Annotated in this window: 30 protein-coding genes, 1 pseudogene and 1 riboswitch; of the genes and pseudogenes, 5 read left to right on the top strand and 26 right to left on the bottom strand. The window is 26.2% G+C overall.

What is annotated here, in order from left to right:
- From gatC to ABNT63_RS10520, 10 genes are all read right to left on the bottom strand, one after another.
- On the bottom strand, nt 1–294 hold the full coding sequence (gatC, locus tag ABNT63_RS10475) for an Asp-tRNA(Asn)/Glu-tRNA(Gln) amidotransferase subunit GatC (RefSeq protein ID WP_348735704.1): 294 nt from the start codon (nt 292–294) through the stop codon (nt 1–3).
- Nucleotide 295: 1 nt separating this feature from the next.
- Nucleotides 296–2,299 (bottom strand): NAD-dependent DNA ligase LigA, encoded by a 2,004-nt coding sequence (gene ligA / locus ABNT63_RS10480; protein WP_348735705.1) that lies wholly within the window; start codon nt 2,297–2,299, stop codon nt 296–298.
- An 11-nt stretch (nt 2,300–2,310) separates the two neighbouring features.
- Complete coding sequence (locus ABNT63_RS10485) at nt 2,311–3,936, bottom strand: hypothetical protein (RefSeq protein WP_348735706.1); 1,626 nt, start codon at nt 3,934–3,936, stop codon at nt 2,311–2,313.
- A gap of 328 nt (nt 3,937–4,264) precedes the next feature.
- On the bottom strand, nt 4,265–4,507 hold the full coding sequence (locus ABNT63_RS11450) for a PTS sugar transporter subunit IIA (RefSeq protein ID WP_431607830.1): 243 nt from the start codon (nt 4,505–4,507) through the stop codon (nt 4,265–4,267).
- Nucleotides 4,508–4,645: 138 nt separating this feature from the next.
- Nucleotides 4,646–4,882, bottom strand: a complete 237-nt coding sequence (locus ABNT63_RS10495; protein ID WP_348735707.1) for a hypothetical protein — start codon at nt 4,880–4,882, stop codon at nt 4,646–4,648.
- A gap of 56 nt (nt 4,883–4,938) precedes the next feature.
- Nucleotides 4,939–6,693: a phosphoenolpyruvate--protein phosphotransferase gene (ptsP, locus tag ABNT63_RS10500; RefSeq protein ID WP_348735708.1), complete on the bottom strand. Its 1,755-nt coding sequence runs from the start codon at nt 6,691–6,693 to the stop codon at nt 4,939–4,941.
- A 233-nt stretch (nt 6,694–6,926) separates the two neighbouring features.
- Nucleotides 6,927–7,223, bottom strand: a complete 297-nt coding sequence (locus ABNT63_RS10505; RefSeq protein ID WP_348735709.1) for a hypothetical protein — start codon at nt 7,221–7,223, stop codon at nt 6,927–6,929.
- Nucleotides 7,224–7,416: 193 nt separating this feature from the next.
- Complete coding sequence (locus tag ABNT63_RS10510; RefSeq protein WP_348735710.1) at nt 7,417–8,421, bottom strand: NAD(P)-dependent oxidoreductase; 1,005 nt, start codon at nt 8,419–8,421, stop codon at nt 7,417–7,419.
- Between the two features lie 93 nt (nt 8,422–8,514).
- Entirely contained in the window at nt 8,515–8,832 is a 318-nt protein-coding gene (locus ABNT63_RS10515; RefSeq protein ID WP_348735711.1) for a hypothetical protein, read from the bottom strand.
- A 51-nt stretch (nt 8,833–8,883) separates the two neighbouring features.
- The gene (locus ABNT63_RS10520) at nt 8,884–9,648 is read right to left on the bottom strand and encodes an AEC family transporter (RefSeq protein ID WP_348735712.1); all 765 of its coding nucleotides are present in this window, start codon (nt 9,646–9,648) and stop codon (nt 8,884–8,886) included.
- A gap of 435 nt (nt 9,649–10,083) precedes the next feature.
- Here ABNT63_RS10520 and ABNT63_RS10525 point away from each other — a divergent pair, with 435 nt between their 5' ends.
- The gene (locus tag ABNT63_RS10525; protein ID WP_348735713.1) at nt 10,084–10,479 is read left to right on the top strand and encodes a hypothetical protein; all 396 of its coding nucleotides are present in this window, start codon (nt 10,084–10,086) and stop codon (nt 10,477–10,479) included.
- Nucleotides 10,480–10,716: 237 nt separating this feature from the next.
- Here the strand turns inward: ABNT63_RS10525 and rplA are convergent, their stop codons facing one another.
- Nucleotides 10,717–11,403 carry a 50S ribosomal protein L1 gene (gene rplA, locus ABNT63_RS10530; protein ID WP_348735714.1) on the bottom strand — a complete coding sequence of 229 codons (687 nt, stop codon included), beginning with the start codon at nt 11,401–11,403 and terminating at the stop codon, nt 10,717–10,719.
- Nucleotides 11,404–11,405: 2 nt separating this feature from the next.
- Complete coding sequence (gene rplK / locus ABNT63_RS10535; protein ID WP_348737195.1) at nt 11,406–11,897, bottom strand: 50S ribosomal protein L11; 492 nt, start codon at nt 11,895–11,897, stop codon at nt 11,406–11,408.
- 320 nt (nt 11,898–12,217) lie between these two features.
- Between rplK and ABNT63_RS10540 the strand changes: the two genes are divergently transcribed.
- Nucleotides 12,218–14,278 carry a hypothetical protein gene (locus tag ABNT63_RS10540; RefSeq protein ID WP_348735715.1) on the top strand — a complete coding sequence of 687 codons (2,061 nt, stop codon included), beginning with the start codon at nt 12,218–12,220 and terminating at the stop codon, nt 14,276–14,278.
- 34 nt (nt 14,279–14,312) lie between these two features.
- On the opposite strand, the gene ABNT63_RS10545 is transcribed toward ABNT63_RS10540, so the two are convergent.
- Nucleotides 14,313–14,822, bottom strand: a complete 510-nt coding sequence (locus tag ABNT63_RS10545; protein ID WP_348735716.1) for a lipoprotein — start codon at nt 14,820–14,822, stop codon at nt 14,313–14,315.
- Nucleotides 14,823–15,235: 413 nt separating this feature from the next.
- On the opposite strand from ABNT63_RS10545, the pseudogene ABNT63_RS10550 reads away from it, so the two are divergent.
- Nucleotides 15,236–15,421 (top strand): annotated as a pseudogene (locus ABNT63_RS10550) (S1 RNA-binding domain-containing protein); the annotation flags it as partial.
- Between the two features lie 159 nt (nt 15,422–15,580).
- Here the strand turns inward: ABNT63_RS10550 and ABNT63_RS10555 are convergent.
- The 4 genes from ABNT63_RS10555 to ABNT63_RS10570 all read right to left on the bottom strand — a co-directional run bounded on the left by ABNT63_RS10555 (nt 15,581) and on the right by ABNT63_RS10570 (nt 17,178).
- The gene (locus ABNT63_RS10555; RefSeq protein ID WP_348735717.1) at nt 15,581–15,760 is read right to left on the bottom strand and encodes a hypothetical protein; all 180 of its coding nucleotides are present in this window, start codon (nt 15,758–15,760) and stop codon (nt 15,581–15,583) included.
- 207 nt (nt 15,761–15,967) lie between these two features.
- On the bottom strand, nt 15,968–16,507 hold the full coding sequence (locus ABNT63_RS10560; protein WP_348735718.1) for a hypothetical protein: 540 nt from the start codon (nt 16,505–16,507) through the stop codon (nt 15,968–15,970).
- 32 nt (nt 16,508–16,539) lie between these two features.
- Complete coding sequence (locus ABNT63_RS10565; RefSeq protein WP_348735719.1) at nt 16,540–16,878, bottom strand: hypothetical protein; 339 nt, start codon at nt 16,876–16,878, stop codon at nt 16,540–16,542.
- An 87-nt stretch (nt 16,879–16,965) separates the two neighbouring features.
- The gene (locus tag ABNT63_RS10570) at nt 16,966–17,178 is read right to left on the bottom strand and encodes a hypothetical protein (RefSeq protein ID WP_348735720.1); all 213 of its coding nucleotides are present in this window, start codon (nt 17,176–17,178) and stop codon (nt 16,966–16,968) included.
- Nucleotides 17,179–17,407: 229 nt separating this feature from the next.
- On the opposite strand from ABNT63_RS10570, the gene ABNT63_RS10575 reads away from it, so the two are divergent.
- Together ABNT63_RS10575 and ABNT63_RS10580 are read left to right on the top strand one after the other, a co-directional pair.
- On the top strand, nt 17,408–18,028 hold the full coding sequence (locus ABNT63_RS10575) for a UPF0236 family transposase-like protein (RefSeq protein WP_348735721.1): 621 nt from the start codon (nt 17,408–17,410) through the stop codon (nt 18,026–18,028).
- Between the two features lie 2 nt (nt 18,029–18,030).
- Nucleotides 18,031–18,735, top strand: a complete 705-nt coding sequence (locus ABNT63_RS10580) for a hypothetical protein (protein WP_348735722.1) — start codon at nt 18,031–18,033, stop codon at nt 18,733–18,735.
- A gap of 210 nt (nt 18,736–18,945) precedes the next feature.
- On the opposite strand, the gene ABNT63_RS10585 is transcribed toward ABNT63_RS10580, so the two are convergent.
- From ABNT63_RS10585 to sufC, 9 genes are all read right to left on the bottom strand, one after another.
- On the bottom strand, nt 18,946–19,314 hold the full coding sequence (locus ABNT63_RS10585) for a hypothetical protein (protein ID WP_348735723.1): 369 nt from the start codon (nt 19,312–19,314) through the stop codon (nt 18,946–18,948).
- A 275-nt stretch (nt 19,315–19,589) separates the two neighbouring features.
- Nucleotides 19,590–19,779, bottom strand: a riboswitch (cobalamin riboswitch).
- Between the two features lie 4 nt (nt 19,780–19,783).
- Nucleotides 19,784–20,026, bottom strand: a complete 243-nt coding sequence (locus ABNT63_RS10590) for a hypothetical protein (protein WP_348735724.1) — start codon at nt 20,024–20,026, stop codon at nt 19,784–19,786.
- Complete coding sequence (locus ABNT63_RS10595) at nt 20,005–20,577, bottom strand: hypothetical protein (RefSeq protein WP_348735725.1); 573 nt, start codon at nt 20,575–20,577, stop codon at nt 20,005–20,007. The genes ABNT63_RS10590 and ABNT63_RS10595 overlap by 22 nt, the downstream gene beginning before the upstream one ends.
- A gap of 16 nt (nt 20,578–20,593) precedes the next feature.
- A complete protein-coding gene (locus tag ABNT63_RS10600; protein WP_348735726.1) occupies nt 20,594–21,145 on the bottom strand; it encodes a 5-formyltetrahydrofolate cyclo-ligase in 552 nt (183 codons plus the stop codon).
- The gene (sufB, locus tag ABNT63_RS10605) at nt 21,145–22,557 is read right to left on the bottom strand and encodes a Fe-S cluster assembly protein SufB (RefSeq protein ID WP_348735727.1); all 1,413 of its coding nucleotides are present in this window, start codon (nt 22,555–22,557) and stop codon (nt 21,145–21,147) included. Before sufB ends, ABNT63_RS10600 begins: the two co-directional genes overlap by 1 nt.
- A gap of 19 nt (nt 22,558–22,576) precedes the next feature.
- Nucleotides 22,577–23,029: a Fe-S cluster assembly sulfur transfer protein SufU gene (gene sufU, locus ABNT63_RS10610; protein ID WP_348735729.1), complete on the bottom strand. Its 453-nt coding sequence runs from the start codon at nt 23,027–23,029 to the stop codon at nt 22,577–22,579.
- Nucleotides 23,030–24,259, bottom strand: coding sequence for an aminotransferase class V-fold PLP-dependent enzyme (locus ABNT63_RS10615; protein WP_348735730.1), 1,230 nt, complete (start codon nt 24,257–24,259; stop codon nt 23,030–23,032).
- Between the two features lie 2 nt (nt 24,260–24,261).
- Nucleotides 24,262–25,092, bottom strand: coding sequence for a SufB/SufD family protein (locus ABNT63_RS10620; protein WP_348735731.1), 831 nt, complete (start codon nt 25,090–25,092; stop codon nt 24,262–24,264).
- A gap of 2 nt (nt 25,093–25,094) precedes the next feature.
- A complete protein-coding gene (gene sufC, locus ABNT63_RS10625; protein ID WP_348735732.1) occupies nt 25,095–25,910 on the bottom strand; it encodes a Fe-S cluster assembly ATPase SufC in 816 nt (271 codons plus the stop codon).
- Nucleotides 25,911–26,072 lie beyond the last annotated feature (162 nt).

Here is a 26,072-nt window from a genome sequence, read left to right on the forward strand (position 1 = left end):
CTATTTAACCACCTTATTAATTACAATATAATCATCTGTTTTTTTTGGTGCTGCCGCTAAAATTTCAGCTTGTGGAGCAACATCAATCTCATCATCCTCACGTAAATAGTCAACTGTTAAATCAAATGGAAAATGCATTGAATAAACATTAGTTGTATCAATTTTTTGTACTAAATCCATTTGCTTTAAAATAACATCAAATTCTTGACTTAAATTAGTTAGTTCCTCATCTTGTAAATCTAGCATAATATCATATGCTAACATTTGTAACACTTCTTTTGTAATTCGTGCCATCTTATCCCTCCTTATTTAATAATTGTTGAAATTCTTCTTCATTAATAATTTTAACATTTAATTTTTGTGCTTTTACTAATTTATTACCAGCATCACCCCCTGCCAGTAAATAAGTGGTTTTTGCACTAACACTTTCAGAAATTTGTCCACCATAACTTTCAATTAACTCTTTAAAATATTCTCGTGGTTTTGATAAAACTCCGGTAATCACAAACCGATAATTTTCAAACTTCTGTGCTAAATGCTGATTAGTAGCATAATACTCCATTTTAACCCCTTTTTGGCGTAGTAAGGCAAGTTCTTGTTGATTAGCTGGAATTGCAAAATAATCAACAACACTAGCTGCTACAATTGGACCAATATCATTAATAATTGATAATTGTTCAATATTCATGGTAGCTAAATTAGCAATTGTTTTAAATTGTCGTGCTAATAATTTTGCTGTTTTTTGACCAACATGTCGAATTCCTAATGCAAACAATAGTCGCTCTAAGGAATTATTTTTTGAATTATTAATTGAAGCAATCATATTTTCAAATGATTTTTCACCAAAATTTTCTAATTCAATAATTTCCGCTTGGTATTGCTCTAATTGATATAAATCACTAAAACTTTTTAAATATCCTAATTTAAATAATCGTTCAATAATTTTTTCACTAATTCCTTTAATATTCATGGCATTTCGTGAACAATAATGTTCTAACCCCCGAGTAATTTTTTTAGGACAAACAGAATTAATACAATACTGGTCAACCTCACCTTCAACACGTTCTAATAAAGAATTACATTCTGGACAATGCGTTGCCTCATGCCATTTTTGAGCATTTTTTTGGCGACAAGCTACAACATAATTAATCACTTTCGGAATAATATCCCCCGCTTTTTTAACTTGAACATTATCACCAATCCGAATATCACGCTCAGTAATAAAATCAGCATTATGTAATGTTGCTGCTCGTACAATTGTTCCTGCAATACGAACTGGCTCAAGAACAGCATTATAAGTAATCCGTCCTGTTCTTCCAACAGAAGGAAAAATATTAAGCAATTTTGTAACCACAACTTCTGCTGTAAATTTATAAGCTATTGCTCATTTTGGATTTTTAGCATTATAACCTATGCGATTATATAAATTTAAGTTATTAACTTTAATCACAATTCCATCAATTTCATAACCTAATTGATGACGTTTTGGTTCATACTCTTGAATATATGCTCACACTGCCGTAATATTTGAACAATAACGATACTCAGGATTTGTTTTAAATTTTAATTGTTCTAATCTTTGTAACGCTTCGTATTGTGATTGAATTCCATCCTGCAAAGCATTAACATAATAATATAAAAATGCATTTAACTTTCGTTTTGCAACAATTGTTGAATCTAATTGCCGTAAAGTTCCTGCTGCTGCATTTCGAGGATTAGCAAATTCAGATTCGCCATTTTTCGCACGTTCCTCATTTATCTTCTTAAATTCTTCAACTGATAAATAAACTTCACCCCGAACAGTTAAAGTTGGTTGGTCAATTCGAAGCGGAATTGATTTAATTTGTTTAATATTAATAGTAACATCTTCACCAGTAAGACCATCTCCACGAGTTGCCCCCATCACTAAAAGATGATTATCATAAACTAATGAAATTGATAATCCATCAATTTTTAATTCACAAGTATATTCAATCTCTGGCAAACCAATCAATTCTTTAATTTGTTCATCAAAATGAATTAAATCATCATAATTAAATGCGTTTCCCAAACTTAACATTGGACTTGTATGAACATATTTATTAAACTTTTCGCTAACTTGACCAGAAACACGTTGCGTTGGAGAATCAATTGTAATTAATTCACTATATCGTTGTTCAATTGCAATTAATTCTTGTATTGCTCGATCATATTCTTGATCACTGACACTAGGGTTATCATTCACATAATATTCATAATTTCATTGTTCTAACTGTTCTTTTAATACTAAACTACGTTTTTTTGCTTGTTCAAAAGTCATAATATCCTCCTTTATTTTATTATTTTTAGGTTCTTTTTATGATGCGGGGGAATTGGTGGTTTTTTAAAATGCCATTTCTTAAACGGTTTAATTTTCAATGCATAAACACTAATATTTAAGGCAACTAATAACGCAACAATAAAAACCGTAGCATTGTTTAACAAAGCCTGTTCATTAAAAATTAAAATTAAAAAACGCCCAACTAACGGATTAAAGAAAGTTACTGTTAAAATTGATAGCATATTAATTGGAGTTTTTGCAACAAAATTCGGAATTCGTTCAAAAAGGAATAATCAAATTAAAGCTAAACCTAAAAAGACAAAAGAAATAATTAAGAAGACAATATTTGTTCATGGTTCTCAACGCCCTAATTCTAACTGCACATATAAGGATGATGCAATTGTTTCTAATGTTCAAAAATTTAAGTTATTTTCCCTTATTGCTAAAACAATAACTACTGAAATTAGAGTAAAAATAATTGGTACAACAAATAATAATTTTTTTTGCCCTAGATACATCATTATTTCAATATCATGTACTAGTGAATAATTGCGATATAACAAAAATGATAAAATTATCATTAACAAAAATAATCCTAAAAAAATAAAAATTAGTAAAATATTTTTTATTTGTGCGTTGTAAAAGATAAAACATAATGTTGAAAATAAGGTAAACTTAACCATATCTTTTAAGAAATTAGTTTTATATTTTAACATACTAATTCATGTTGAAACATAAATAATAAATAGCATAATATATGATGCATCTCATTCGAAGGTAATATAACTTGCAAAAATAATACCAATAATTCAAGGTATATTACGACTGCGGTATTCTTCATTTGTGTAAATTGTCATTAAAATAAAAGTGACAAAAAATAAACCAGTTAACATATTCTGTTGATGCCATGAATCATATCCAAAATAATAAATTAATAATTTTGAAGCAGATAAAACAAGGAGTGATAAAGTACCAATTAAAAAACGATTACTTTTTTTATTAGCAAAATTACTCAATAATGTTACAAAAATTGAAGCAAATAGCATTGCATCTAAAATATTTAATAAATTTCAAATAATATCACTTGGATCAATTCCAGTCATTACAAATCAAACTGAAACATTTGTAAACCAAGATAATGTTGTTAAAGCTTGAGCATTAGCAATCGTAACATTTGGATTTAATTTAAAAATAATATTATTATCAACTGAAGCAAAAAAATAAAAACTTAAAATATAACTATTAGTAATGTTTGAACCTGAAGGAGCAATAAAATAATTTTTAGCATAATATAATGCCATAAAAACACCAAATGCAACAAAAAAAATGGCATGATTTCAATCTCATAAATTAATATTAAATCAATAACGAATAAATAATAACAAAAATAATGAATATAAAATATTAATTGATAATAATGAATAAACTAAAATAATATAACGTAAATTAGGAATAAATTCTAATGGAATTAGCAAAAAAGAAATAACAGCAAAATAAAAGAAAAAACCCATAATCATCCCAAAATAAATATTTTTAGTTCGAATTTTTAAAAATTCGGCTAAAATTGCCCTTGTTGAAGAAAAAACTCAGTAATAATATAAGAAAAAAACAATCGCAATTAAAACTATTTTTACCATTTGACCTTCTTCCTTTCTTAACAATTATAGCAAAAACACTCTAGAATATACTTTATAAACAAAAATAAAAATGATTTCCATTTTATAAATCACTTATTAGTTAAAATTATTTCCTATTTAATAACAGCAATAATTTCTTCTTGTTTAACATTGCCTGTTTTAACAATATTAATTGTCTTACCGCTCATTGTTTCTGGTGTAAAAACAATTGGCGTATATAAACTTGGTAGATTTTCAGCTTTTAAAACTGCTAAATCAACATTACATAATAAATCCCCTTGTTTAACATTATCATCTTGTTTTACTTAAATATCGAATCCTTTTCCATTTAATGAAACTTATCCATTCCGATGTGTAATAACATTTCAACACCATTATTACTTTTGATTCCATAAGCATGACCTGTCGGAAAAACGGTAATTAATTTCCAAGCAATTGGTTTAATTGCTAAACCCTCACCTAATATTTTTTGTGAAAATACTTCATCTTCAACTTTATCTAAAACAATAACTTCACCATCTACAGGGGCAATTATTTCAAGTTCTTTTGGTTTTTTACTAAATAATCCCATCTTTTCTTCTCCTTTTTTCATTAAGCAGACAACTTTGTCATCTATCTTTAGTATACTATAAAATTATTAAATTTATGTGCTATTTTTAAAACAATAGAAAACCAACTAGTTGTTTAACTAAAACCAAAATAAAACCAATTAAACAAAAAAACATAATAAAAATAAAATTAAATACTTATTTTTTTGAAAAGCAGTCCGAATTGTTACCTTCTGTTTAACTGCAAAATTATCATTTTTAGCATTATGGCGTGTTTTATAACATTGTCTTCAATATCAAAATCCACTAATAATTGATAATGCCGTAAAAATAACAACAAAAGCAATTAAAACTGGCAATGGAAGGTCAATTATTGCATACGTATTTAAATTTATCATTTAAACAACCTATTTTAATAAAAAATAACACTATATAGTGTTATTTTATCAAAATTTTAGACTTCTAAAGCATTTTTTGTTCTTTTTTCAACTAAAGCCAAAACTTCATCACCTGTTTGGCATTCTAATGCTTCTGTTACTAATTGTTCCATTGCCGAAACTTCTAATTTGCTAATAATACGACGCGCATTTAAAATACTTGTGGCAGACATTGAAAAGTAATCTAATTTCATTCCCATTAAAAGCGGAATTGCTTGTTCCTCTCCAGCCATTTCACCACACATTCCAACCCATTTTCCTTCTTTATGAGCACCATCAATAATTGTTTTAATTAAACGTAAAACAGATGGGTTATATGGTTGGTATAAATATGCCACAAATTGGCTCATTCGATCAGCTGCCATTGTATATTGAATTAAATCATTAGTTCCAATTGAAAAAAAATCAGCGTGTTTTGCAAACTGATCAGCTAACATTGCTGCTGCTGGAATTTCCATCATCATTCCAATTTCAATATTGTCTGCAACTTTATGTCCTTCTTTAAGTAAAATTACTTTTTCTTCTAAGGTAATTTTTTTTGCAGTTTTAAATTCATCAACTGTCGCAATCATTGGAAACATAATACCAACTTTCCCATGCACACTAGCACGTAATAAAGCACGTAATTGTGTTCGAAAAACATCTGTTTTATCTAAACAAAGGCGAATCGCACGATATCCTAAAAATGGGTTCATTTCTTCTGGAAATTTAAAATATGATAATTTTTTATCACCACCAATATCCAATGTTCGAATAATCACTGGGCGCCCTTGCATTCCTTCCAAAACACCTTTATAAGCTTCATATTGTTCATCTTCAGTTGGGAAATGGTCATTATCCATATATAAGAACTCACTTCTAAATAATCCAATTCCTTGCCCACCATTATCCAAAACACCTTGAACATCTTTTGGTGCTCCAATATTTCCTTCTAAAACAAATTTTTGATATCCATCTTTTGAAACTGTTGGTTTATCTTTAAATGCCAATAGTTCTTGTTGCAATTGTAAAAATTTTTCTTTTTCTGTTGTCCAAGTTTTAATCTCCGCCGATGTTGGATTTAAGATAATTTCTCCTGTTGTTCCATTAATCATAATTATTTCATGATGGTTTGCTTGTTTTGTAATATCTTTTAATCCTAAGACAGCTGGAATTTCTAGACTACGGGCCATAATTGCAGCATGACTAGTACGCCCCCCCATATCACAACTAAATCCTTTCACAAATTTAGGATTTAACTGCGCTGTTTGTGAAGGTGTTAAATCTTCAGCAACAATAATAACTTCTTCACTAATAGTTGCTAAATCTAAGACCGGAACATTTAAAATATACTTAATTAAACGATCAGTTACATCTTTAACATCAGCTGCACGCTCTTTAAAATATGGATCATCCATACTTGCAAACATTGTAATAAACTTTTGAGCAACAGTATGAATTGCATATGCTGCGTTATTATTATTATTATTATTATTATTATTATTACTCTTAATGATATTTTTTGCTTCATCAATCATTACTGGATCACGCAAAATTTTCTTATGTGCTTCAAAAATTGCTGCTTTTTCCGCTCCTAATTTGTCTAAGACAATCTTTTGTAGTTTTTCAATATCTGTGTTTGCCTTTTGCATTGCTGCTTCTAGTATTTTAATTTCTTTTGCCGAATCAGAAATCGTATTATTCGAAATTTCATATTTTGGTTCTTCTAATTTAAAAACTTTGGCAATTGCAATTCCATTGCTAGCACCTATCCCGTGCAGTTTTTTTGACATAATAAAAAATCCTCATTTCTCTTTCTACTAAAACTATTTTTATTATATACCGAAAACTGGAAAATTGTTGCATTTTAACTAGACTTTTTATTATAAGACATTATTTTCTGTAAAAAAACAATAAATTTAAGTAACTATTTTATTTTTTTATTTTATAAAATTAAAAAACATTATTATACTCGTGGAAGATTATATCAACGAGTTTGCATAATTCCGTTAATAAAAATCCGATATTAATAAAATCCAATTAATAAAGTACCTTGTTTAAAATTTAAATTTTTTATTGTATTAATTCTCATTCGTTGAATTTTTTTAATACTATAAATAGCAAACCAAGTTGAATTACAAACAAAAGCATAATCTGGAATTAATTCACTTAAATCAATGTTTTTGCTCAATGCTTGATATTTTTTTTCTACACGAAAAATAAATAACTTATTGTTATTATTATTTAATTTTCATTGTCTATAAAAAGATTTAAATTTAAAATGACATTTATCACAAATCATTTGCTGCCCATTTTTTTGCATGACAAAACATACCTCGCTTTTCTTTTTTGTCACCCCACAAGTGTTGTTAATTAATATAAAATAAAAAATAAATAGAAATCACAATTTTTACTAAATAAATTATATAATAATTTTATTTATTTTATTATTTTTTATTAAAATTTATTTTAAATAATAAAAAGTAGAGTAAAACTCTACTTTCTAAAAATTTGTTTTATATTTTATTTTTTGACTCACCATTTGTTAAAATTTCTTTTAAATTTTCATATGTTGTTTCAATCATATTTTTGACAGCTTCATCAGTATAAGAACCTATATATGGTGTAATAATTACTCGTGGATATAAGGTAAGTAATTTATTTGTCAGATTATCTGGTGTTTTATTTTCATTAAAATCTTGGAAAAAAACATCACCTTCATTTTCTAATACATATAATCCGACACTTTTTAAATGATTTGACTTAACAGCTTCATAAACTGCTTCACTATCCATTAGTTGACCACGCGCTGCATTAATTAAAACTGCCCCCGGTTTCATTTGTGCTAGAAATTCTTTATTAACAAAATGATGATTTTGGTCTTTAATATATGGACAATGTAATGAAACTAAGTCTGATTCTTTAAGCAAAGTATTTAAATCAGTATATGTTAAAACTGCTCGCACACTATCATTTTCATAAATATCATATCCTAATACTTTAGCTCCCATTCCATACCAAGCCTTTGCTGCTTCACATCCAATCCGACCAGTTCCAATAATTCCAATTGTTGAATTACGAATTTCTTTTGCAAACATAAAATAATCAACCTTAAAATTTGTTTGACGTTCATTATTAGCCATATAAAATAAATTACGTAAAAAAGCATTTCCCATTGCTACCGCTAATTCACTAACTGCATTAGGCGAATATCCTGGTACATAAGCCATTTTAAAACCTAATTCATGTGCTTTTGTTAAATCAATATGGTTATAACCAACTGTTCTTGTTAATAAATATTTAATCCCATATTCTTGCATTTTTAATAAATTTTCTTCATAACAATCACAATTTGCACAAACCATCACTGCTTGATGTCCTTTAACTGTGGCAATATTATCTTTTGTTAAATATTCTTCAATTAAAGTTAAATCATAACCATATTTTTCATTTAGTTTTTCAAAAAATGGTCGTTCGGTTTTCCGAACGCCATAACAAACTATTTTAATTTTTATATTCATTGTTATTTTTTCCTAATATGTAAATAATGTAGTTGCCCCAATTTCTGTCGTAATAATTACTCAGAATGGTAACGAAATAATTGAAAATAAAGTTTAAACTAATGTTAAATTACTTGTTAACATTGGTTGCTTTTTATATCCTATTGAATATGTCACAATAACAGACGCTGGTGGTGCTGCCAACATAATGACAATAACAGTCAAGCCAACTGAATCTAATTTTCATACTCCTGTTTCTTTTCCAATCACAGCAAAAATAATTGCTAAAACTAATCCAATAATTGGTGCTAGAATAACTTTCATAATCATTCCATATCAGACTTTTTTATATTGCATTGCTTCACGCAATTTCCCTTTTGCTAAAGTCATTCCAATTGCTAATCATGCTAATGGTGTACATAATCCTTCCAATGTTTTTGTTATTTTAAATAATGGTGGAAAAATATTATCTAATCGTAATGGTTAAAATAATCGACCACTACCAATTTTATTTTGATCAGGAACAATTTCAATTCCTGGAATTAATTGTGTTACTCAAAAGATAAATCCAATAATTGTTGCAATTAAAATTGGATTAACAAAAATTTGTTTTAAATTTGCCTTCACGGTTGCCATTTTTTTAGTTCATATTTCGGCTCTTACTTGTGCATACCCCATAGGATCTATTTTTGCATCGACAATTGTTTCTGCTGTTGTTTCAACTGCTGATGCTAATTGTCCTTGCACCGGTTTACTCATAACAATAAATCCTAATGAATATAAAAATACTCGATAAGGAATATTAAAGATATTAGCTGGTAATGTTGCTTGTCCGGCGTCAAATAAAGCTGTAACAAATGGAATTCCGAAGAAAGTAGTTGATGCAAAAACTGTACACATTGCTAACGTATCACGAACATCTTGCTCATATTTAATATAAAAATATTTTGCTACAATTCCTAAAATAATATAAAATAAAAATCCGACTAATAAAATTGCTGCTTGTGTTTTAACTTGTTCAACTGTTGTATCAGCCATAAAACCATCAAATGCTAAACATGGTAAACCAACAACCATGACAATTTTAATTAAGACAGCTTCTCAATCTTTTTTAAAGGTTTCACGTTTTGTTAAAAACCAACCTAAAAAAATTACAAACATGGTTGCAATAATTGCACTTCAAAAACCCCACGCTTTTAAAGTATCAAGGACTGCTGTACCAACATTCGCTTGTAAATATAAATACATTCTATTTTTTCCTTTCATAGTTTTAAATAATATCTAGATGTACTTTTTGTACTATTAATATTATAATCAATTACTAAACAGAATAACATAAAAAATGAAAAATTTTAGTAAATTAAAAGTTTAAAATCCTAAGGAGAAAAATATTTTGAAATTAGAGATATAAGTTACATAGTAATTTAATTTGTAATTATGGTATAATTTTAAAATAACTTATATAAAATCTAATATTATATAAAGAGGTTAAAATGTATAAATTATCAAAGTATAGTAAAAATTTAAAAATAATAATTATCACTTTAATGATTTTCTTAATTATTGCCCCAATCTCTGGTGTTATCATAGATTTATGTGACAGAATGATTAATTATGATTATTTTAAGCCAAGTAAAAATGGGCATAGTGAAAACACAATTGATCAATTAATTGCATGATTATTTGTTGCTTTTACAAATTGGTTATGCTTTATATTGTGTTATTTATGCCACAGTTTTTTTTGCAAGATTAGGATATAAAAATGAACCTTCAGAATTTAAAAAATTTATTTTTAATTGTGTTTTTTTAGCAACACATTCAATTGTGATTGTTCTTGTCTTTTGACCAGATGTTATCAAGCAATTATTTGTTGGAAAAGGATTTATTTTTACAAATTCAATTTTAAAAAACATTATTACAATTAACATTCATTTTATAACTCCAATTATTGCATTTATCTTATTTGGTATTTTTTCATATTATGAACAACATGATTTTAAATATTTTATTAAAAGAATCAATTACTTTAGTTTAATATTGCCAATTTTATATATTATATTTTTATGAACCAGAGACTAGTTATATATGTTGAATGTCATGGTTATACTCCAACAGATGAAAGAATAATGTGATGAAATAGCTACAAAATTTTAAACCCATATCTTCATTCAGTTTTAGCACCATTATTAGTACTATTTTTCAGGCATTGGAATTTATGGCGTTTCAACTTTAGTTAGTTATCTAGCATTATTTTCGTTAAGAACTAAAAAAACAAAAAAAGAAAAAGATTAACAATTGTTAATCTTTTTTCCTTTTTTATAATTCAATTAAAACTTTAATTCCTGGTCCCATTGTTGTTGTGATAGCAATATTTTTAATATATGCTCCCTTAACAGCCGCTGGTTTTGCCTTACGAATTGTTTCATAAATTACATCATAATTAGCTTTTAAATCTTCAACTTTAAATGATGCTTTTCCAATAATTAAATGAATGTTTCCATTTTTATCAACACGATATTCAACTTTTCCTTTTTTAACATCACCAATTGCTTTAACAACATCTGGAGTAACTGTTCCTGTTTTAGGGTTGGGTATTAATCCTTTTGGCCCTAATAATTTTCCAATTTTTCCTAATTCTACCATAATATCTGGTGTTGCGATAATAACATCATAATCAAATCAGTTTTCTTTTTGAATTTTTTCAATTAAATCTTTACCCCCAACAAAATCAGCACCTGCTGCTTTAGCAGCAGCTTCCTTGCTATTTGTTAAAACTAAGATTCGTTGTGTTTTTCCTGTTCCTTTTGGTAACACAACAGCTCCACGAATTTGTTGGTCAGCATGACGTGGATCAACGTTTAAATTAAAGGCAACTTCAACGGTTGAGTCAAATTTTGTTGTTACAGTTTGTTTTGCTAATTCAATTGCTTCTGCAATTGAGTATACTTTATTTTTATCAACTAATTCAGCAACTTTATTATATTTTTTACCAAATTTTGCCATTCTTAGTTTTTCTCCTTCTTACTTGGCATACCTTCAACAACAATCCCCATATTACGAGCAGTTCCTTCAATAATATGCATTGCTGCTTCAACATCATTTGCGTTTAAATCAACAAGTTTATATTCTGCAATTTTGCGAACTTCATCAGCTGAAATTGTTGCTACCTTTTCATCTTTTGCCTTTGCTGATCCCTTTTGGATTTTTGCTGTTTTTTTTAATAAAATCGCTGCTGGTGTTGTTTTTAATTCAAATTTAAATGTCTTATCATCAAAAGCAGTAATAACAACTGGAACAACATCACCCATTCGTTCTTTTGTTGCATCATTAAACTGTGTGCAAAATTGAGGCATATTAATTCCTAATGAAGCTAATTCTGGCCCTGGTTTTGCTTGTCCTGCTTGAAATTCTAATTTTGCAATTCTTGTAATTCTTGCCACGAGCAATTTCCTCCTTTTAATTAAATTCTCGCTGTGGTCCAAACGTAATATTACCATCACTACCACATTTAAGCATATTCTAAATAATAGAATAAATGCCTAATTAATTGTAACAATAAAAAAATAAAAAACAACTTTATTTTATTCAAATACTGGTCGCATGTAAAAGATTGGGGTTTTTGTTTTTAAATATTATTTAGTTCAATAAAATAAAGACATTTTTTTCTTGTTTTTATAAAAAACCCCAATTTTCTTTATACGACCTTATTTTTTTACTTTTTAATTTCAATATCTTTTGCAATCTTATTGACAGTATTAATAACAATATCTTTTCCATACTTTTTCACTAACGACAGCAAAATAAAATATTGTTTTGTTTGCATAATTTCAACTCCTTATTTAAAATATTAATAAAATTTATTTCTAAAACTGTAAATACCACAAAAGTACAAAATGTATGTGGTTTCTACACTCAAAATATCGTTAAAATTGGTTTTATTGATAAAGATGAATATATTAAGATTATTGGTTATGAAATTAGTGACTTTAACTTTAAATTACAAGTTCAACAAAATACCACAATTCAAGACAATAGCACAAGTTATGTAATGATTGATGAAAAAGATATTTTAATTAATAATATTTCAAAACAAGACAAAGAATTTTTAGAAACATTAGACTTAAAAATAGTATCTATTAATGAACCAATTAGCGAAGACAATAAAAATGAATGTTACATCATTGAAAAATATAAACATCCTTATTCACCAGACGGGGTTGATATTATTAAATCTACTCATTTAGTTAAGGTGACTGATTTTAAATGAAAAAATCAAAATAGTATTCATTTATTATTACAAAAATCATTACCAGAAGATACAGTATTTACTGGTATTGAGATTAAGTATCCTAAATCAATGTTATTTGGAAATATTAAATATTGAGGAAATGTAAATGGTGTTTATTCTTATCCATCATCAAATATTGAAAATGCTAGTTTAGTACCATTGTTATCAATGCCAATTGAAACAAATCCTACTTTAAGAGTATTTCAATATTGATTTACCGAAAGTTTTTTACCGTGAAGCATTGAAAAAAACTATATTCAAGGTAAAGATATTTTATATTTAGTAAATAAGAATGATTTAGATAAAGTTTTATTAAATTTTTTAACATATCGTTATAATTATGATAGAAAATTTCAAGGGGCAAAATACGATGAAAAAGGCAATCCTACAAATAAAGCGGCTGAATTACGCCAAAAATTCGAAGGACAAAAACCAGAAGATGTTATTGATGGACTATTTGAAAACTGAAAATTAGATAATTATAAATCTTTAAATGATAATGCTGTTAAAAGATTTAAACAAATTATCTATGTGTTATCAAATTATACATATAGTAAATACGGAATTAATAAAGGTTATAATGATGATATTAAATTATTTACACCCTATTATTTTGAATTATTATCAATACCTAATAAAATTGAAGAAAATTATTGAGAATTTAAAAATTCTATAGTTCAATTAAATTCATCATATTTTAATTTTATTAGTGGTCCTATTCCTATAAATTATTGAAAACAAATTTATCCAAGTGATAAACCGTTTATTATAGCAGATGATAATTATTATTTTGTAGTTTGGCGTGGTGATGAAAATACTAATTGAAGAATTATTAAATTTAAAAATATTAATTTTTCAGAAAGAAGAAAAGTTTTAGATACACAAGAAGATTATGAATTAGCATTAACACGATTAGAAGATAATTTATTTCGCGTTAAAATAAGAGCTGTAAGACCTATAACATCTTGGTCACAAGATGATGGAACTTATTTTAAATCAGTTTATCATTGAGAAATACAAGGTCAACCAAATACACCAATTATTGATCCACAAACAGGGCAAATTACAGATTGAAATTTAAAACAGCAAAATAATAACAACAAAAATGATGAAATTAAAGTAACTGTTAAAAACACCGATATTTCAGAAAACCCTATTTATCAATTAGAAACAAATTATTTTAACTGATTATCAATAACAAATGAATTAGAAACAAACAATATCCCCTCACTTATTCCTGCTGAAATTAAATTATCAGATGGAGAATATGGTAAATATTTAACTAATTTAATTATTTCTAATAACAAAATAGAAGATTATTTAAGTTATTTTTCTCAATGATATAAATTACTTTATTCAAAAGAAAATTGAATAAATATGACTGAAAATTTGGTTGAAGATATAATTAAAATAACTTTTTATAGCCATCAAAAACCATTTAATTTAAATCAAATTGAAATATCAGGGATATGGGGTTATGATAACTATGATATTACAATTTTTACAGAAAAAGAAAAAATTAATATTAATAATTTAGAATTATTTAGTAAAAATAATGAAAAATTATCATTAATTAGATTAGAAATATAAAAAGTCATTTTAATAAATGACTTTTTATATTTTTTTATTCTCTTTCAACTTTTATTTCACCAGTTTTATCATTTACTTCTAACCTAGGAATATTTTTATCAATTTTTCAACGATAAACTGATTTAAAATAAGTTCCATCATCTTGTGACCAAGATGTTATAGGTCTTACAGCTCCTATTTTAACACGAAATAAATTATCTCCTAATCGTGTTAATGCTAATTCATAATCTTCTTGTGTATCTAAAACTTTTCTTCTTTCTGAAAAATTAATATTTTTAAATTTAATAATTCTTCAATTAGTATTTTCATCACCACGCCAAACTACAAAATAATATTTATTATCAATTTGATTAAATGGTGTTTCTTGTGGCGCTATTCATTCTAAGTTATTTTTAATTTCTTGATTAGCAGTATCTATTTTATGTTTTTCTTTTTCTTTTTTTAAATCATCTTCGCTATATTGTGTTTTATTACAAGCAACTAAATTTGTTGTACTTGTTCCAATTAAAGTGATTGTTCCTAAAAGACTTAATATCTTTTTCATTATAATAATTCCTTTCGTTAAAATTTTCTTACAATTACAATTATATATATACAAGGACTATTTAAGAGTTTGAAAGGAAATTATTTAATTTATATGGAAAGGGTCAATCTGGGCTCGCGGTGATTTTCATAAGTTTTGCAAAAAATTACTTAAAGTTTAAAAAAACTTTTGTCGCGCTTTTCAAAATACTTAGGAAAAATTCTAAGCGTTAAGCAAAGAATTTTATAAAGGTTCCCAAATTTGTTTGAAAGAACTTCAAAACTTTTTTAACTTGTAAGTTATTTTATCACAAAAATTTAAGAAAATCAACCGCTCGCCCAATTCCTGTAAATGATTTTTATAGTCTTAATGATATAATTAAAGCATTTAAAGAGAGGAAGTATATTTAATTTTATGTATAAAAAGGAAATAAAGTTAATGTTAAAATAACAAACATTATACCTTATGGTGCTTTTTGTAGAGCAGAAAAGGCTGGTGGTTTAATTCATATTAGTGATATTTCAGATTACTTTGTTAGAGATATTAGAGATTTTTTTGATGTTGGTGATGAAATTGAAGTTGAGATACTAGATTTTAATTCAGTTAGAAAACATCTTAAATTAAGTTATAAAAATTATCATCCTGAACTATTGAAAAATGATGATGGTAATAAAATACAAGAAAAATCACCTAGTTTAGAAAAATCATTAAATACTAATTATTTAATAAATAAAAAGTAAATAAAATTTATAAATTTTAGAAGGTTTTTAAAACCTTTTTTATATTCCCATTTTAAAACGATATGGATAAAAACCATAAAACAAAGCATCATATGGGTCATGGTACATTTTACTATCGGGTGTGTTTGTTTTGGTATCACTAAATCTTAGTTCACTAATGCACTTATCTAAAAATGGGAAGTTATCTAATATGCCATATATTTTACCTTGAACAAACATTTTTCTTATTCAGGTTACGCGATTGATTATACCTGCTTATTTATTAAGAGATGTCTGATGTTTTTTGGCTTTAAACATCTTAATTTTATAGCCTAAATAAGAGTAAATATCTTCTTGTAATTTTTACATAAAGTCGTGTGCATTAATATCATAATGAAATGTAGCATATTCAAAACCATCAAATTTATCAAATGTATTAATTATTCACTACTCGTAATGTTTAACTATTTCATTTAAATTCATTGCGTTTTTTGGTGTAACAACATTTTCTTCAATTAAATATTTATCATATTCATTATTTTCATTAATTTTATAACCACTAAATAAAAACACCGTGTGGTCTTCACTACCATTATCATAATCCACACCAATTGAATAACTATCAAATTGATACTGTTTTGTATTGGAATTATAAAAATCTTGTAAATTATACTCTTTAATATATTTACGATAATTTCGTAAAACATAAATACTGGGGTCATTATTGTTATATTCAAATCCGTAGTATTCAAGTTCAAATAAATCAGGTCGCTCTTGTTTGTTTGTTAAAACAAGTTTTTTAGTAATATCAAGTATTTTATTTCAAACAGCACCCATTGTTAATCGTAAATTAAAAATACCCAAACCATTAAATGCTTGTTTGTTTTCTGAATATACTTGATTGTGTTCTTTTAAAATATTTTTAATTCTTTCATTTAAGGGTAAATATGGGTTACAAATTTTTCATAAAAAAATGGTATTTATCAAAAGGATTAAAAGTAAATTGATTAGAATATGTTTTATGAAAATATGTTGTTTATTGTTATGTATTGTTTTGCTATGTTGTCTCATTCTTGAAATGTCCAAGATAATTCTTTTACTGGAATAGGATTATCTAAATTATATTGTTCATTATCATTTTCATTAGTATATTTTTCATAAAATACTTTTAAGCTTTTTGATCTAAACATGGAAATTCACAAATTATTATAACGTTTATCTAATTCTTTATCAGTTAAAATTTCTTTTTCTTCAGCATGTATCATTTCATCTGTTCACGCTGATATAATACCACTACCTTTACCAACTTTTCCCATAATTTTATTACCATTAGCATAACCCGCAAAAGCAATTCTCACACCACTAGGAAAAACAATTTCGCCACCTTCTTTAACATTTTTAGGTCAAACAATGCCATTTTCATTATAAGGTCCTATATCAATCCCCTATTTATCGTATAAATAATTACATACATTAATTGTATCGCCAAATATAGTATCTTCATGGGTATTGGCATATCTTCGTAAAATGTTAGATGAAGCATCAGTAAAATTACAAGCAAAAAATAATTTTTCTGCTATGTGATTTCATATCTTATTAGTACCACGCCCCACTGAAACAAACTTAAAAAAAAGTTGGTGAAGTAAAATATCGGGCATAACTATCACCAACAAAGTCTTTAAATACTTCTCAATCAAAACCAAAATTATAGTCACTAAAATTCAAATAATATTTTTTATTTAAATATTTATAACTAGTAATCCGTTTTTTGTTATTAATTTTGGTAAAATCCTACATTTTTAAATAGCCTCTTTTTTTGATAAGATTATATGAAATATTGAGTATCATATTTTAAAATAATTTGTTTATATGAAAGGAAATTATAAAATGGAATTAAAACAAAATTTATTAGAAGATTATAAAAAAGATAAAATAATAGAAACAAACAATGAAACTAAAAATTTCTTGATTGAAAGATATAATGAGATATTTAAATTATATCAACAAGGACAAATATTACAAGGATATAAGGTAATATCAAAATTGTCAAAAACAATTAAAACAGAATATGGAGATATTCCTATTAAAAGAAGATTATATGTTAAATATGATAAAGAAAAAAAAGAAAATATAAATCGTTATTCTTTAGATGAAGAATTAGGTTTAAAAAAATACGAAAGAATTGAAATAAATTTAAAAAATAAATATATGTCTTTTATAGGTGATGGAAAAAGATATAAAGATATTTTACATACAACAGAGAATGCAAATATTAGTGAAAGAACAATATCTAATATTTTTAAAAATGCCGATTTAGAAGAAACCGATTACATTAGTAATAAAAATAACAATAAAATTAAAATTCCAAATAATGTTTTATATATTCAAATTGACGGAGCTTTTAAACCAATGCGAGAAAATAAAAAAAAAAAAAAATTGAAAATAAAATATTTCTTGCGACTATGCATGTTGGTGTTGATCAAGAAAAGTCAACAAAAACCAGAATAAAAATGAAAAAGAAAAAAGGCGTTTTTCAAATGATGAATAAAAATCATAAGAATAAAAATAATAAATCTAATATTGATAATTTTATTGATAAAATTTTTAAATCAATGGATACTTATGATATTAATCAAAATACTAAAATATTAATATTAAGTGATGGTGAAAAACAAATTAAAAAAATTTATAGAGCAGTAAAAGCAAAATATAAAAATAACACTGTATCATATAGTTTAGATAAATTTCATTTATCAAATAGATTTAAACAATTATTCTCAAATCGAAATAGAATCAAAATTCATAAAATAAAATATAAATTAGCAAAAATATATTTCTTTACTGGAAATTATAAATTATTATTAGATTTTTTAATATGTCTTTTACCATATGTTAATGGTAATAAAAAAATATTTTTATTAGAAACCATTGAATTAATTAAAAGTAATGAAGAAGGTATTGTAAATCAATCATTAGAATATAATATTGGTTGTCATGTTGAGGGTGATGTATCGCATTATATTAAGACTGTTAAAGGGCGTGGCGCAAAAATATATTGTAAAGAAACATTTATTAATATGTTAATTGCTTCTATGTTAAAACTTAATAATCAAATTAATGATGAGAAAGTTGATAAAACTAATAAAAATAAAGAAAAGATTGAATTTAATATATTTAATTTAAATCAATCTCAAAATCAATTTTTATCTTTATAAAAAATAAAAAACATTTTAAAATTAGCAATAACTTTAAAAAGTATTTTTTAGTATGTCAAAAATCATAATTTTATAAATTATTTTTTCAACTAAAAATTATATTTTTAAAAAAGTTGAATTTTTTATAAATTTTGTTATCATTTAGTCATAAGCGAAACTTAATTTGTTTCTAATTACTTAATTTTATTAAAAACCTAAGAATAATGAATACTACCCATTTAGTTGCTTCATATTTTTACTATTTTTAAGATCTTTTCATTTATCTTGTGCCATTATTGTATAACCATTAACAGGGGTATTTTGCGTCAAAAAGGAATTAGAAATATAAACATTATGATCATCAGTTTTTGTAAATGTTATTGGCTCATAAAGATGTGTTACATCTTGCATATGAGCAGTATCACCAAACTGTAATTTTTGCATTACTTCATCAAGACTTACAACATTTTTAAAATAAAGATAAATATGTGCTTCTTGATTAAGATTTAACCAATCTTTTTGTTGGAAGGTACTTGATGCAGTTGGTAAATAATAATTATTATAACCAACTGCAAATTCTTCATTTTCCTTTGTGTTCATTTAATAAATTCAATTTGGATCACAATAGGAAAGCGATTGATCAACATTTTTACAAGAAATTGTTGTTAATGTTGGTGAAAAAATAAATATAGAACTTAGGAATAGTACTAATATTTTTTTCATTTTCTTATTTTTTTCTAGCAAATTAACAATGGACAATTTAATTCTAGTTGCAGTAAATTAAAAAACATTCCCCAACATGCTTTTTATATAACAATCACTAAATTATTTATTTACAAAATAATTACATGACTCACACCTAGGAGTTATATAATAAGACTAATTAAATTTAGAAAGGTCTACTGGCTTAATTTCATCCTACTAACCGCCTTCCCAAAAGTTTTCCTTTCAGTGGCTAATGTGGCTTTCGTCAATATCACAGTTGCTGGGACAGCTCAAGATTCGCACTCAATTCCCTAACTCTAAAAAACTATTTATTAAATTGTCTAAAATTATCGTACCACATTTTTTAGTTATCTTTATAATAATTAATAACAAAAATAAAAATAAAAATAGTAAAACTTCAACTTAAACTAACTAGCGAAGGTAATCAAATATTATGTAAATCAGAAAAATATGTTAAATTAGGATATAAATTAGAGTCTAAAATTCACGCAGGAACATTTCAAAAACAAGCATTACCCATAATTGATGATGGATAACTTAACGGCAACAAGTAACCAATAATATTTAAAAATTTGTCACTACCCACAACACCAATTGGAAAAAATAATCCCGATAAAAAAGCAAATAATAAAAAAATAAAATTGCTACCACTAAAATAACCTTCAAATCATTTGAACAAAGCGCAATTAAAATACCAATTAAAGATGCTAAAAAAGAACTTAATATAATTGCTCAAAATAATGCAAGTCAATTAATTCATTCAATATGAATTCCTTCACCATAACTAAAAAAAGCAATTAAAAATAACCAAAGTGAACCAATTAAACTAGTAATTAAATTAATGGCAATTAAAACTAAAATTAATTGATAAATTGAAGCTTTTAATAAATGCAATTGGCGTGCAAAAGTAGTTTTTCGAAATTTATAAAAAGCAATTGCTAAATCAAGAATAACACTAAGAACCCCCACTAATAAAATTGATCCTGGTAACGATAAATAACTAGCATTACTATTAAACATATTAGTCACACGAATGCTAATAAAATATAAAATAACTGGTAAAACAAATATTACTAAATAAGTATGTCATGATGTAAATCAATATTTACTAACAACACGTAATAATGGTAAGTTCATTCTGACTCTTTAATTTTTAAGCACTAATAATAATTTCTATTTTAACATCGTGTTCTTCAACTGGGAAAGGGGTTGGCACTAACTGTTCAATAAATGCTAACCCAATCACAAGATGATAATAATTTTTTAAAAACCTATCATAATATCCTTTCCCATATCCTAACCGAAAATTGTTTTGATCAAAAGCAACGATTGGAACAACAAGAACATCAATTTTTTTTGCATCAATTATTGGCAATGAATTTAATGGTTCATAAAGACCAAAACGTGAATTAAATTCTAAATCAGTTGTTAAATTGGTAATATGATAAAATTTTAAATTATTACCATCCATTCGTGGTAATAAAACATTAATTTTTAATGCAAATAATTGTTTAATAATAAAAATAGTATTAACTTCATTTTTGATTGAATAATAAAGAGCAAGTGTTTTACTATTTTGTACACCCGGATGTTGAAAAAAAGTATTAAAAATCTGAGTTTCTTTTTGCTGTCGTAACTCAGATGAAATCTTGCTTCTTACAAGCAATTTTTCTTGTCGAATTTCTTGTTTAGCACGAGTTATCATTAACCAACGCTATCTTCCATATCCATTTTAATTAACTGATTTAATTCAACTGCATATTCCATTGGTAATTCTCTTGTAAATGGTTCTAAAAATCCCATAATAATCATTTCCAAAGCTTCTTGTTCTGATAAACCGCGACTTTGTAAATAAAATAATTGTTCCTCAGAAACTTTACTTACTGTTGCTTCATGCTCAATTTGTGATTCATTATTATAAACTTTATTCTGAGGAATTGTATCGGAATGTGATTTTCCATCTAGAATTAGAGTATCACATTCAACCCTAGCTTTTGAATACTGTGCTTTTGGTCCAATATGAACTAACCCACGATAGTTTGCTGTCCCACCATTAAAAGTCATTGATTTAGAAATAATTTTAGAAGAAGTATTTTTTCCCAAATGAATCATTTTTGAACCAGCATCTTGAATAACATTTTCCTTTGCTACCGCAATTGAAATACATTGTCCTTTACTATTATTTCCTTTTAAAATAACACTCGGATACTTCATATTAATTTTTGATCCAATATTACCATCAATTCATTCCATTTGACCATTTTCATCAACAATGCTACGCTTTGTTACTAAATTTAAAACATTATCACTCCAGTTTTGAACAGTTGTATAACGCATTTTTGCATTTTTTCCCACAAAAATTTCAACAATAGCAGCATGTAAAAAATCACGAGAATAAATTGGTGCTGTGCATCCTTCAATATAGTGTAATTCTGCATCATCATCAACAATAATTAATGTGCGTTCAAACTGACCACTATTCTGATAATTAATTCGGAAATAAGCCTGCAATGGTTTTTCTAATTTAACTCCCTTTGGAACATAAATAAATGATCCACCTGATCAAACAGCTCCATTTAAAGCAGCATATTTATTATCTATATTTGGTACTAATGTTCCAAAATATTTTTTAAATAACGCTGGATGTTGACGTAATGCGGTATCACAATCTAAAAAAATAATTCCTTTTTCTTCAACTTCTTTTAACATACTTCCATAAACTGGCTCACTATCATATTGAGCTTTAATTCCAGCTAAATATTCACGTTCGGCTTCTGGTAAACCTAACCGGTTAAAGGTTTTTTTAATTTTTTCAGGAACCTCATCTCATTTTGTTGCAATATGTTCTGTTGGTTTAATATAATAAATATACTCATTAAAATCCATAAATTCTAAGTTTGGCCCTCAACTTGGATTTTTTATTTTTAAAAAATTATGATATGACTGTAACCGATATTCTCGCATTCAATCTGGTTCATTTTTATGATCTGAAATTTCATTAATAATTGTTTCATTAAGACCTTTTCCAGTATTATAGTAAGAAATATCTCCATCATTAAAACCATATTTATAACTAGAAATTTCTTTAATTTCTTTTTCTTGCTTTAATTTTGACATAATAACATCTCCTTGGGCATTAATCATTATCTGTTTTTAATAAATCTAATAATAATGTTTGAAAACCAGTAACACCAATTGTCGCACATTTAATTCGATTAGGTTGTTTTGCAATATTAATAAAAGCAACTAAATCGTTTAACTTGTTCTTTTCATATTGTTTGTCAAAAACCATTGCTAAATAATTTTCAATAATTGCTAAACCATCCTTCATTGTTTTTCCTTCTAGTTCTTGCGCCATAATGTCACTTGATGCTGTTGAAATTGCACAACCAACACCGTCAAACCGAGCACTTATAATTTTATTCCCTTCAATCATTAATTCTAAATAAATATCATCAATACATGATTCAGAAGCTTGATGAATTGAATAAACTGTTGGTTTCTTTGTTAAACCTTTGTATTGTGGTTCTGAATAATGGTCCATAATAATTTGTCGTAAAAACATTGGGTCATTTTTATTAAATTCCATTTAAACCAACCTTCCTAAAAAATCTTTCTCATTTGCAAGTGCCGATACTAACAAATCAATATCTTCATAACTATTATAAATTGAAAAACTAGCTCTAATTGTATTTTTTTCTGGAATAACAGTACCAATTAACCGCGCACAATGATCACCACTCCGAACAGTAATCTTATTGCGGCTTCCTAAATGCATTGTAACATCCTGACAAAAAACATTTTTAATATTAAAAACTAATGTTGGTCCCTTGCTATCAGGATTATAAATTATTGCTTTATCTTTTAATTTTTTATTAAACTGTTGAATTGCATATTGTTTTAACTGATGATTATATTTAATAATTTCTGTTAAAGTAAGGCTATTAACAAAATCAATTGCTGCTCCAAAACCAAAAATATCAGCAATATTAGCTGAACCCGCTTCTAACCGGTCTGGTAATTTTTTTAAACTATAATCTAAACCATTACTATCAATTCGAGTATTCATACCACCACCAACAATTAACGGCTGTAATTGTAGCAATAATTCTTCTTTTCCTCATAAAATCCCAATTCCAGTTGGACCAAAAATTTTATGGGCTGAAAAAGTAATAAAATCAGCATTTCACTTTTGAACATCAGTCGGCATGTGAATAACACCCTGTGCACAATCAATCACAACAATTATTTCCGGATTAATTTTTTTAATCATTGTAACAATTGATGTTGGATCATTTTCATATCCTAAAATATTTGGCACATTAGCAAAAGAAACAATCTTTGTTTTAGCAGTAATAACTGTTGCTAATTGTTTTAAATCAATTTGAAAATTTATTTCTGGTAAAAACTTAACAACTGCTTTTTTTTCTTGTGCCATCCGATATCATGGTAAAATATTTGCACCATGTTCTTGTTTTGTAATTAGAACCTTATCACCCGCTGTAATCTTTGAACTTAAACCATATGCAATTTGGTTTAATCCATAAGTTGCTCCAGGGACAAAAATAACTTCTGAAACCTTTTTAGCATTAATAAAATGTTGAAGTTTCTGACGAACAAGTTCATATTGAACATTTGTTTTATATCCTAAATCACTATCAGTATTATGCGGATTAGTTCCATAATTTGTATAATAATCATTAATAGCATCAATAACAACTTGTGGTTTTAAGCTAGTAGCAGCACTATCAAGATAAATTTGCTCAGAATTATTTTTAAAAAAAGGAAATTGTTTTTTAATTTCTCTATAATCAATCATCGTTATTCTCCAATTTCTGTATCAATTTCATCAATAATATTTTTTTGTAATTCCTCATCCTCAATTGCATCAATCACATTTTTAAAATAACCCATACAAATTAATTTTCGAGCCTGCGTTATTGTCAAACCTTTTGTTTGTAAATAAAAGATTTGCTCTGGGTCTAGCATCCCAACCGCATTAGCATGACTTGCTTTAATATCATTTTCATCAATTAACAAAATCGGATCAGAAATTGATTTTGAAGTTTTATCAAAAACTAGTAATCGTAATTCTTGATGAGCTTCTGATTTACCCATTGTTTTTTCAATATGACTAGTACATTTAACAGTTTGTAATGAATTATCTTTTGCAATTGAGTAAGTTTTAATTTTACTTTCGGTTGCTGGGGCTAAATGATGAGCATAAATAATCGCATTTTTATGATATTCATGTGTTGACAGACTTGCCAAATAATATTTAATAGCACTACGTTTACCCCGCAAATTGAAGGTAATGTTCTCAGTAATACTACTATTAACAATATTTAAGTGATAAATATTAACTTGTGCTTTTTCTAATAAGTTATAAAAAAGATTAGCTATTTGTTCACATTCACGATTTTTGTAAATATTAATAATATTAATTTGACTATTAGCAGGAATATTGTAGTTAATTGTTACTTCTGAAGTTAAATTTAAAAAAAACAAAAAAGTTTCATTAACAAGATTAGTAGCAAAATTAATATTAATAACTTCACCAGCTTTATTATTCGTAAATGTTAATTTGGGTGTTGTTGCATCAATAGTAAAATTGTCACCAATAAGTTTTTGTTCATTCATTAAAACTTGCATTTTTACTTACCTTTTTGAGCAGCACACCCAATTCCCGCTAAAGGTTTAACACCCCTTTGTTTATTTTCTACTGTTAAATCTAATTCTTGTAATAATCATTCGTATCCCTCTTCGTTAATTTTTTTAACTAAATTATAATCTCCACTTTTAACAATTTTACCCTTAACAATAACATGAGCATGTGTTGGTTGCATTAAATTAAAAAAGCGATCATAATGGGACACAATAATTGCAGCAAAATGCTTATTTCGCATTTTATTTAACTCAGTACTAACAACATTTAAAGCATCAACATCTAAACCTGAATCAATTTCATCAATTAAAGCTAAAGATGGGCTCAATAAATTTAATTGTAAAATCTCATTTTTTTTCTTTTCTCCCCCTGAAAAACCAGTATTTAAATAACGACGAATCATACTATCATCAATTTTTAAATTTTTAATATTACGATTAATATCTTGGTATAATTCTGGTAATTTAATTGGTGAATCACGATGAGCATTAATAATTGCTTTTAAAAAATCTAAATTTAAAACTCCAGAAATTTCAACTGGTGATTGCATTGCAAAAAATATTCCCATTTTACTTCGTTCATCAACCGTTTTGTTTAAAATACTTTCCCCATCAATTAAAATATCCCCACTTTCAACAGTATAACTAGGATGCCCCATAATTGTTGATAATAAAGTTGATTTTCCATTTCCATTAGGCCCTATTAAAGCATGAATTTCATTAACATTAACAGTTAAATTTAAACCATTTAAAATAATATCATTATCAGCAGAAACAAATAAATCTTTGATTTCAATTTTTTTCACTTTAGCCCCTCCTTTGAAAATATGTATTATATTAGTCCTGAGGTGAAATTATCTTTATCTTTTAATTAATAAAGTCTACTTTTATTGTACAATAAAAGTAGACTTTATTATATTTTTTAATATAATAAAGTTAGTATTTTTTATCAAAAAGTACAAAAATAA

This window comes from Spiroplasma endosymbiont of Ammophila pubescens, from assembly GCF_964020965.1.
Taxonomy (GTDB): Bacteria; Bacillota_I; Bacilli_A; order Mycoplasmatales; family Mycoplasmataceae; genus Spiroplasma.